Source organism: Paenibacillus sp. FSL E2-8871, assembly GCF_038000345.1.
Lineage (GTDB): Bacteria > Bacillota > Bacilli > Paenibacillales > Paenibacillaceae > Paenibacillus_AQ.
Genome location: NZ_JBBOBV010000001.1, coordinates 4144412 through 4155424, shown reverse-complemented (window position 1 = coordinate 4155424; position 11013 = coordinate 4144412). Strand labels below are relative to the sequence as shown.

The 11013-nt window shown below is 41.8% G+C and carries 6 protein-coding genes; all 6 read left to right on the top strand.

Annotated features, from left to right (window positions below):
* Positions 1–168 precede the first annotated feature (168 nt).
* The 6 genes from NYE25_RS18930 to NYE25_RS18905 all read left to right on the top strand — a co-directional run bounded on the left by NYE25_RS18930 (position 169) and on the right by NYE25_RS18905 (position 10933).
* On the top strand, positions 169–510 hold the full coding sequence (locus tag NYE25_RS18930) for a hypothetical protein (protein ID WP_042131350.1): 342 nt from the start codon (positions 169–171) through the stop codon (positions 508–510).
* Positions 511–1331: 821 nt separating this feature from the next.
* A complete protein-coding gene (locus NYE25_RS18925; protein WP_341146589.1) occupies positions 1332–4106 on the top strand; it encodes a hypothetical protein in 2775 nt (924 codons plus the stop codon).
* Between the two features lie 85 nt (positions 4107–4191).
* Positions 4192–4728 (top strand): hypothetical protein, encoded by a 537-nt coding sequence (locus NYE25_RS18920; protein ID WP_341146588.1) that lies wholly within the window; start codon positions 4192–4194, stop codon positions 4726–4728.
* Between the two features lie 153 nt (positions 4729–4881).
* Positions 4882–5148 carry an alpha/beta-type small acid-soluble spore protein gene (locus tag NYE25_RS18915; RefSeq protein ID WP_076285662.1) on the top strand — a complete coding sequence of 89 codons (267 nt, stop codon included), beginning with the start codon at positions 4882–4884 and terminating at the stop codon, positions 5146–5148.
* Positions 5149–5488: 340 nt separating this feature from the next.
* Positions 5489–6691 carry a methionine adenosyltransferase gene (metK, locus tag NYE25_RS18910; protein ID WP_042192431.1) on the top strand — a complete coding sequence of 401 codons (1203 nt, stop codon included), beginning with the start codon at positions 5489–5491 and terminating at the stop codon, positions 6689–6691.
* 201 nt (positions 6692–6892) lie between these two features.
* The gene (locus NYE25_RS18905; protein ID WP_341146587.1) at positions 6893–10933 is read left to right on the top strand and encodes an Ig-like domain-containing protein; all 4041 of its coding nucleotides are present in this window, start codon (positions 6893–6895) and stop codon (positions 10931–10933) included.
* Positions 10934–11013: the final 80 nt, after the last annotated feature.

The window sequence follows — 11013 nt, the reverse complement described above, 5'->3', positions numbered from 1 at the left end:
TTTATATCTGATTACCATTTGGGTATAATAAAAAAAAGAAAAAGCAAAGTTTTGAAGAGCACGTGGATTTATACAGCTTAAATTACCATTTAGACATCTTTGTAATCTGCTTCGATTTACGATACAATAACTGAGAAAATATTATTTTCTGAAAGGTGAAAGCCAAACATGAAACCGATTTTAGCAAAAGCACAGTTGGATTACATGAAAGCCAAGAATATGTTTGAGAATAGAGCAAAAGTGTTAGAAAAGGAAATTGCGGCTAAGCGGGCACTACAGGAGATTACGCAGGAGGTTATGGAGGAGCTTGTGCAGGCTACAGGATTCCATGATTCTTACAATGAGCTTGTCGTTGCTGAGAACGCTTTGATCGAATGGTCTCATACTACAATTAAACATGAGAAGAGCTACCGCGAGAATCGTGCAGCTATTGATGCAATGTATGACAATGTAAACTCAAGTCCTGAAAAGCGTCAGGAATTGATCCAGTTATCTATGAAGATTCGTTAGATCCTACTGTAATAGAAGTAAGCGCCGGCAACGGCGCTTTTTTGTTACGTTCAGTATGGATGATATCTGTATGGGAAGGGCCGAATGGTGAAGGTAAATAGTAGCCATTAGCTTACGAATCATCAAAGTAATGAACCAGGAGGCAAACCAAGAAAGAACATGTTTGATCACACCTATAAGAGAAGGTTTTTAGATTATAGCTTTAAGAGCCGAAGCTCAGAAGAGGAGCCTCCATATAATCAGCCTACGGTGAATGTGAGTAATCAGGTCTTTTTGCCCCTTTATACTCAAATTTTGTAGGAATGTTTAAACAAATGGCACTAGTGTTAATGATACTTAGTAAATATTGCATAATGACGTTTAGAAAACGACTATGGTATACTATTTTCCGTGGCAACCCATGATTAACAATAGTTAGTAGAACATACATATGTATCTTCTATTGGGATTGTACCGGGAAACAAAAAAAGAAAAGAATTTTTTTGAGAAACCGCAACTTTTCCAAATCTTCTGCGTTTAAGGTGTAGAGTCATTTACACAGGCAGTTGAAATAAACCGGTGGTAAAGCGAATTTAACAAAATGGAAAAATTAGCTTTACGTGACTTGAGGCACATTGTATAATACTTAGGTATAATTAGGAATCTAGTATTGTCATGTCCTGATCATTGTTTACCAGTTTCTGTGATACCCGTCACAGACATTATTTATACTTAATTTGCTCAACTCTGGAAAGGGGGTGCATCGGCTAATGAGTGACACGAGCTACTCAACTAAAGAAAAATCTCAGTTTATGAACGTCCAAGGAGGAGAAAAAAAGGTTATGAAGAAAATTTTATCCGTAGCATTATCTACAGCAATGGCATTCTCGATGTTTGCCTCTGTAGCGTTTGGTGACGCAGCAGCAACTCCGCAACAAAAATTTGACGCTTTGGCAGCAAAAGGTATTCTCAATGGGTACCCAGATGGTCAAGCTCACCTTGAAAAAGATCTTACTCGCGCTGAATTCGCGAAGATCGTTACTAAGTTGTTCGATCTTACTGAAGTAACTAACAAATTGTCTTACAAAGACAAAGGTTACAACGCTAAGAACTGGGCAGTTCCTTACATCGAAGCTGTTACTGCAGCTAACTTGATGCAAGGTAAAGATACTGTTAAAGGTATCTTCGACTACAACGGTAAAGTAACAGTTGAAGAAGTAGCGGCTGTATTGTTCCGCGCTTTGAAACTTGAAACACCAGCTACATCTGACAACACTGCATCTGCATGGGCTAAAGGTTATGCTCAAGCGGTAATCAATGCTGGTCTGATTGCTAAAGACACTAACTTCAAAGCTAACGCTAGCCGTTCTTTGGTAGTTGAAACAGCTTATGCAGTTGATCAATTGAAAGCAGCTCCTACTGTAGCTTCTGCTGAAGCAGTAAGCCCAACTAAAGTAGTTGTTACTTTCTCTGACAAAACTACTACAACTGTTGAATTGACTACTGCTCTTGTAGCAGGCGTTGAAACTACAATCAACTTCAAACACAACAACCACGATTACACTACAAAAGTAACTTTGGCAGCTCCTAAGGTTGTTTCCGTAGAAGCTCCAAACGCTAAGCAAGTTGTAGTTAAATTCAACCGTTCGATCGATACTGATACTTTGGCTGAATCCAGTAAAGTTATCGATGGCGTTGTAAAAGTGACTAAGGTTGGCAACAAAGAAGATGAAGTTGCTAATGCAAATGTTTCTTTCAATGCAGACAACACTGAAGCTGTAATTACTTTGCCGGGCGTTAAAGCACTTAAAGGTAACTACACAGTTGTTGTAAGTGACGCTGTGGCTACTACTGCTGGCGAAAAGGTTCCTGCATTCACTTCGTTGTTGACTGTAGCTGATACAGTTGCCCCAACTGTTGCATCTGTTAGCTCCACAGCTAAAGCGACAACTAAAGATGTTTATGTTAAATTCAGCGAGCCGGTTAAAACAACAGGTATTATTGCTTACGTAAATGGTAAGAGTGCTTCTGTATCTGTTCAAAATGACACTTACACTGAGTTCAAATTGACTGCAGATACTTTGGAAAGCGGTAAGACTTATGACGTATCGCTTACAAACGTTACTGACTATGCTGGTAATGTAGCTAACCCTAACCCAATTAAAACTACAGTAACTGTAGTTTCTGATGTAGCTGCTCCAGTAATTAAGAGCGTAACAGCTATCAGTGACAAATTTGTCGAAGTTGAATTCGATAAAAACGTTGAGCGTGCTTCCCTAGTAGGTAATGTTCGTTTGCTTAATGCTGTAGGCGAAAGCCAAGGTACTTTCCGAGTAGTTACTTCTGACAATGGTAAGAAGTTCACTTTGGAAACTCCTTTGAGCAGCTTCCCTAGCACTGGCACATTTACAGGATCTGTTCTTTTCGGAGCAACAGTTAAGGATACTCTGGGTAACATCCTAGGAGCCGAAACTAAAAAAGATATCACCTTTACTAAGGATACAGTAGCTCCTACAGTAACTACTGCTACTTACACAACTACTGCTTCTAATAAAGGTCTTGTTCTTAAATTCTCCAAAGATGTCGTTTATGCTGGTAAAGGTGATGTTTACCTGATCAACGAAAAAACTGGTGAATCCACTAAATTGACACACAGCGCTAGCAGCGTAGTAGGAAGCGGCAAAACATTTACATTGACTGGCGTGAATGTTCCTGCTGGATCGTACTCCGTACGTCTGCCACAAGGACTATTCAAAGATAAGTCCTTCTCGGCTAATGAGTCCACTGCAACTGTAGTGACTGTTTCTATCGGTAGTGCTTCGAATGATACTACTGTACCTGCATTGTACAGCTTCGATGCTGCTAACAGTGGCGTTGTATTCAAGGATAGCCAACTGACTGTTGGAACATCAACTTATGGCGATATCACAATTGAAGTTAATCTGTATGATGCAGGTGGCTTGAATAGTGCTTCCATTAGAGATATCAATAGTTATACATTGGGTAACAAAGGTCTGCCTGCTGGATCTTTCGTAACTATCGATACTTTAAACGCTAGTGGCACGAAGATTGAAAGTGCAACTAACCCAACTTATGCTCGTGCATATGTGCACATTCCAAGCTCCAGTGTCGAGAAGACTGATAACTATGAGTTCGTAGTTAATGGTGTTACTGATGTAGCGGGCAACCCAATTGATGCTTCCGCTTCTAAGAAAACAGGTAAGTTGACTAGCAGAATCGCTCCAGTATTCAACTCTGCTGTAGTATCCAGCGGTAGTTCTACTGAACTGATCCTCGGATTCACTAAGGATCTGAACGAGAAGACTACTCAAGTTGATATGTTGAGAGACCTGAAATTCTTCATCAACTCCGATACAACCGCTGTTGATCAAAACGATATCGTTTCAATCACTAAGATTGAGTATGGTTCTGACAAAGGCAAATGGTCTGTTAAGTTCAAAAAACATGCCATCGACAACAAAGTAACAACAAACGAAGTACTTGACCTTAATAGTAATGATGTTAACAGAATCGTAGTTAAAGTCATTAAAGACGCTAAACTTATTGATACTGATTACAACGTTATCAAAGGTGAAACAGAAATCTCCGCTAAGTAATCTCCGATTACCGAAGCACAGAATAGCCTCTTCGGAGGCTATTCTTTTTTTATAGGTTTTTACCCCCATAAGAGGAGGAATTTCATTGAAATCCGTATGGAAAGTATCAACAGCAGCTTTATTGCTGGCTGGTGGTGTATGGGCTGGATCACTGTTGAATGTTACTGCTGAAGGTGCAGGTGTGGGTTCACAGCCTGGAACAGCAGATGACCCAGTGGTTACCAAAAGCTATGTTGATCAGCAAATTCAGAAGGCACTTACAGGTGGTACAGGCACAACTCCAGTAGCTACAGCTACTCCGAGTCCAAGCTCAGCTCCAACAGCTACAACAAATCCGACTACTAGCAGTAATGAATCCGTAATTGTCGATGTGAAACCAGGACAAACTTTAATTGCTTCCGCAGGTGCTGAATTTATCGTTCGTGCTGGTAAAGCGGTTATCTACTCTCAGGATGCAAATGGTGTTGCTGATTTAACGGATGGTAAAGATCTTGCCAATGGAGTAGCTGCGCCGACTAACCATTTATTATCTTTTCCTCGTGATGGTCGTGGTATTACTGTGCAATCAGGACAAACTCTTGGCCTTGTTGTCATGGTTCGTGGTGGATATACACTAAAATAATTTGTAATAATATATATTCATAATGCCCGTAAAAGTACTTAATCATACCTTCAAACTGATTTCCAAAGTTACAAATCATTGGCGCGATTGAAGATTAGATATTGGACGCACAATATTCCTGTAATCTTACAAATTCACAGGAGGTGCTGAAAAATGGCACGTAACAATCGTACAGTGGTACCGGAAAGTCGGGCAATGCTGAAGCAAATGCAATATGAGATTGCAGCTGAATTTGGTTTATATGGAGCGCATTATGGAGGCGGAGCAGACACAGAATTTGCTTCTGAATTAGGAGCAATCGGAGGTAGTGGTTCTGGCCGTAGCCAGTATCTTGGACATCTTAGCTCAAGAGATAATGGCTCTGTTGGTGGAGAAATCACGAAGAGACTCATTAAGCAAGCAGAACAGTCTCTTCTTTAATAATATCAGGGTGAAGGAATTCTTATTAATCCTATCTGATATTTCTTTTTAATACCGTGGAATCAATATTTATACTGTGATGGAGGGGCTTCGGAGTAATTGACACCACCTCCCAAATAAGATAATATGACTTTTGAGGAAAGCCTTAGACCTTTTCCATATGGGAAAGGTTCATTTTTTTGAAGAGTTTAGTGAATATAAACATGAAATACTGCAATCATCCTTCATAAAAAGAACAGGGCCCTGAGTTTCTTTGTTTATAGTTTTTATTAATTTGGCCTGTGATCATTAAGGAACTCCTTATACAGTGTCAGACTAACCATAAGGGAGGTTGTTATACTTGTCTATTAAAGGGCGTCATTTGTTTACTTCTGAGTCCGTGACGGAAGGGCATCCGGATAAAATCTGTGACCAGATTTCCGATGCGGTATTGGATGCATTTTTAGCTAATGATCCAAATGCTCGTGTAGCCTGCGAAGTAGCAGTAGCAACTGGTCTTGTTTTGGTGATCGGGGAAATCAGTACCAAATCTGAGTATGTAGATATTCCTGCCATCGTACGCAATACCATTAAAGAAATTGGCTACACACGTGCAAAATATGGTTTCGATTATAATACTTGTGCAGTGTTGAGCTCACTTAATGAGCAGTCAGCTGATATTGCTCAAGGCGTAAACTCTGCTCTCGAGCACCGTGATCCAGCACAATTGGCTGAAGAAACAGCAAATATTGGTGCGGGTGATCAAGGCTTAATGTTCGGTTTTGCTACGAATGAGACACCAGAACTGATGCCGTTACCGATCGCTTTATCTCACCGTATTGCTCGTCGCTTATCTGAAGTTCGTAAGAACGGAACCTTGGAATATTTGCGTCCTGACGGGAAGACACAAGTTACGATCGAATATCAAGATGAGAAGCCTGTACGCGTGGATGCTATCGTAGTATCTACACAGCATGCAGAAGAAATTTCTCTTGAACAAATTCAGGCAGATATTAAAGAGCATGTAATTATGCCGGTTGTTCCTGCGGAACTGCTCGATGCTGAAACAAAGTATTTTATTAACCCAACAGGACGATTTGTGATTGGTGGTCCTCAAGGGGATGCTGGTCTGACTGGACGGAAGATTATCGTCGATACGTATGGCGGATACGCTCGTCACGGCGGCGGCGCATTCTCTGGTAAGGATCCAACTAAAGTGGACCGTTCTGCGGCTTATGCTGCTCGTTATGTGGCGAAGAATCTTGTAGCTGCGGGTCTAGCTGATAAATGTGAGATCCAGCTTGCTTATGCCATTGGTGTGGCTACTCCTGTCTCGATTAATGTGGATACATACGGAACAGGTAAAATCAGTGAGGAAAAGATGGTTCAACTGATCAGCAACAACTTTGATCTTCGCCCTGCGGGTATTATCTCCATGCTTGATTTACGTAAACCAATTTATAGACAGACTGCAGCATACGGCCATTTTGGACGGACTGATGTTGATCTTCCTTGGGAACGCGTAGATAAAGCGGAATTACTCAGAGGTCAAGCAGGATTGTAGTTAATTATATGTTCTTATAATTCGTTAAGCCCGCAAGTTGGCACTTAGTGTCAGCTCTGCGGGCTATTTTTATGTAATGGGCAGAATTAGGATTGATTCTAATCATAGAGAAGTAGACTACTAAACTTTGTAAGCCCTTTAACCGAAATATAAGAATATACATAAAGACGTTAGTATGGTTTGAGAGGAGTCTATCACGGCATGAAAAGAAAAATTTCAATATGGACGGCAATTTTTCTAGCGGGAGAACTGGTACTTGGAGCAGGGTATCCTTCTATCGGAATTGGAATATCGGCAGTACATGCTGCAGCGGAATTTGGCATTAGTGTGTCGCCAGCACCTGGAGCAACCTATGTAAATATCGGGTCATCTCTTAAATTAAGCTTTGATCGTCAAGTAAACCCACAGGCTGGAGAAATTACCATCACGGGTCAGGGTGATAGTACACCTTTTGTGACGATTCCTATTGGTAGTTATGGTTTAATTGGTAGTTCAAAAGATTACGAGCTTAAATTAGGGCCAAACCAACAATTCACTCCGAATAAGGCATACACAGTCACAATTCCAAAAGGATTGTTCAAAGATAACGAGGGTAATGAATCAGGACTTACTTCATGGGTATTTACCACCGCTCCCGAGAGTAATACGGCTATCACGGCAGGCAACTTTTCACCGGCTAGTAATGCAAGAGTAGATGCCGGGAGTTTAAAGGAACTTAGTCTGACACTAAATAAGCAACTGTTAAAAGGTGGGGGCTCTATTAGAATCTTGTCCTCAGCAGATAATACAACCGTGCAAGAGTTCAGAATAAAGGATGATGACACTAGAGTTAACGTTCAAACTGATGCAAACTCTACTACAGTTAAATTAACGTTGGAGAAAGTTTTGGCAGCCGGAGGAAGTTATTATGTTCTAATAGATGCCTACGCTTTTAAAGATGTTGATAATCGAACGTTTGCTGGTATTTCTAGTGGGAATGTATGGAGTTTTTCTACGAAAGGTGTAGCTGAAATTCCAGTAACCCCATCACCGGCTAACGGTGCAGGTGGTATATCTACCACAGGAGCGCTACAGCTCACTTTTGACCGTCCTATGATGCCTGCATCAGGTTATATTACGGTGTCCCCAGGGGCTGCTAACGATGCCAGAACGAGATGGCTTGATGTGAACTCCCCAGCCGTTACTGGAGGAAGCAGCAGAACCATAACATTGAATCCAGCGTCATCAGCCTCACCTCTGCTAAACGGCACACAATATACAGTTACGATCCCCCAGGGTGCTTTTTATGATCAAGATGGAAATGTATTTCCTGCCTCGGGCCCGTACACTTGGACCTTCACAACGGTATCTTTGACAGGACTTGGCGTAAGTGCTTTGAATCCATCTGATCGAAGTGAATCTATTGCTAACAACAGATCCTTTTCGATCGCTTTTAATCGGGATGTGAATTACAACAGTGCAGTGGCCAATGGTGTGGCTCTATATAAAAGCGGAGGATCTCAGGTGCCGGTTAACGTTACTCGGAGTACCACTACAGCTAAAGAATTTATAATCACACCTTCTGTAGCGTTAGATAGTGATTCAACTTATTACATTGATATCGCTAAAGGGGCTTTTGTAGACGCAAGTGATGCTAACGTTCTATATGACGGATTAAGTGGTAAAAATTCATGGAGCTTCAAGACCTTGTCTCTGGATAAGACAGCTCCACAGCTCACATCAGCACAGCTTGAGAATAACCGAACCATTCGTCTGAAATATAATGAATCTCTCAATTCATCCATAGCGCTGTTAACCTCAAGCTTTGGAGTTACGGTGAACGACGAGAATCGAGCGATTGAAAGTGTTTATATTCAGGGAGACAGCGCTTATCTGGTGCTGAGTACAGGAGTAGCAGTTGGGCAGATTGTGAAGGTCAGCTATAATGGCGGACTGCGGACGATTCAAGATCCAAGCGGAAATGCAGCGAGCACTTTTAGCTCTAAACAGATCACGAACTCCATTGAGTCCTCCATGCCGACACCTAAAGATGGGAGAATCACGGGAAGATCCGTAGTATTAAATTTTAACGATACACTAAAGCCGGTTTCTTATTACGCTCATAACCAGTTCCTAGTGACAGCAGATGGAAGCTCACTTGGGGTCAACTCGATCAGTTCCAGTGGCAATACAGTATATTTAACATTGGGCAGTGAAGCATCGAATGGACAGAACGTTCGGGTGTCCTACTATGCAGGTTCGTATCCTTTGCTAAATTCTTATGGACAAAATATTGCGGACTTTACTGATTTCAATATCCGTAACACTAACGATACGATTGCGCCAGTGTTTCAAAGTGCAACCGGAGGCGGGACTAAAATCATTCTGAATTATAATGAAGGCTTGTCTACAACCAATCTCCCACTGAATAGCCAATTCTCTGTGTTAGTGGGCAGCACGCCTAATTATGTAACTAATGTATCGGTCAGCGGCACTCAGGTCACTTTAACGCTTCAGACAGCGCTGACGGTGAATCAGAATGTGACTATATCTTATGTGCCGGGTTCTGCCGGGATAAGTGATTTGAATGGGAATCGGGCAGCGTATATTAACCTGCAGCCTGTATCCATCTCGGAAAACAGCGGCACCACCATACCAGAGATTAACTCAGCGACCGTTTCAGGTGACGAGCTAACAGTTACTTTTGCAAAGAATATGCAGGCATCCGGTTCCCTCTACACCAATCAGTTCGGAGTTAGAGCAGATGGCAGCAGCTTGGGAGTTCAATCCTACTATATCTCAGGCAATATTCTAAAAATAACATTATCCTCGGCTGTAAAAACCGGGCAAACTGTCGACTTATCCTATATGTCTGGTAACGGTATGATTAAGGATTTGAGTGGGAATATACTATCCTCATTCTCAGCATTATCAGTTCAGAATCTAACCGGCGTGACCACCGGATCTGGAAGTCGTCCATCCTATCTGGGAACACTTGCAACGAGTGAGTTTGGAAAAGAGTATCTACTGTTAAAGAGCGACTCCTCACAAATTGTGGATGACCGTTCTTTATACAATCAATCCGTAAAAAGATATACTATAAACGCAGATCGAATAGCTGCAAGTTATGAATATCTGAATAAGATGAACAATGATATATTAGCTTTTGAAGTTCCTTCCACCGAGCAAGCAGCTTTTGTATCCGTTCCGCTAAAACCATTGCTCGATGCGGTAAATCGTAATAAAAATACTAAGTTTATGATTCGTCATGGAGATAACCTATTTAGCGTAGGGCTCAATGATATGGATATGAACGGGCTTGCAAGCAGCCTGAACTCGGAAAGTAAAAATATTTCGCTCGTGTTTCGCTTGGATAAAGTTCCAGCAGGCACTTTTACACCTTTTGAGCAAAAGCTGCAAACGTTGGGAATGCGAACCGTTACTAGTCTCATGGATGTACGTGTGACGGCGATCGTTGGCGGTAGTAATTCGAATTCCAAGGCACTGGCTGTACCAGGAGAATACACCGTACGTACTACTTCCTCGTTAAATAGTGCGCAGACATCTGTAGTCAGATTAGATCCTTCTTATGACGATGCAGCTTATCTCCCCACAAAAATCAGTACGGTAGGCAGCTATACGATTATTCGTGCTCGAACCAATGGTAATCAGGTGCTAGGGACCTTCTTGTCCCTCCGGACTTTCACGGATATGAGTAAGCACTGGAGTAATGCGATTGTAGCTGAGCTTGGCGCTAAGAGTATTATCGATAGCAGCTACGGCAATTCGTATAATCCGGAGAAAAAAATTACCCGCTCTGAGTTTGCTGTTATGCTTAGTCGGGGTCTGGGTTTGCTTGGAGATCGTGAGACAGCACAACGCTTCCGGGATGTGCGGCCTTTCACACAAACAGGAGATTATATTGGTGCAGCGGCTAAGGCTGGAATTATTACAGGGAATACGGATGGTACTTTCCGTCCGAATGATAATATAACACGCGAGCAGATGGCGATCATGATGATCCGTGCGATGGAATATACCAATCATCCTATTACACTAAGCGGTACTTCTGCCTCAACACTTACAAGATTCAAGGATAAAGCAAAGATTCAGAGTCAAAGTGCGGAGTTCGTCGCAAAGGCAGTGCAATCAGGGATTATTTTGGGCATGACAGTAAGTGAATTTGGCCCCCAAAGCAATGCCACACGTGCCCAAGCTGCCGTGATGTTACAACGGATGCTGAAACAGGCTGATTACTTGTAAACAACTCTTATAAATAACCAAACAATTGGTAAAGCCCGGCAATTATGCCGGGCTTTTTTTGTCGTCTAATTATGACAGCT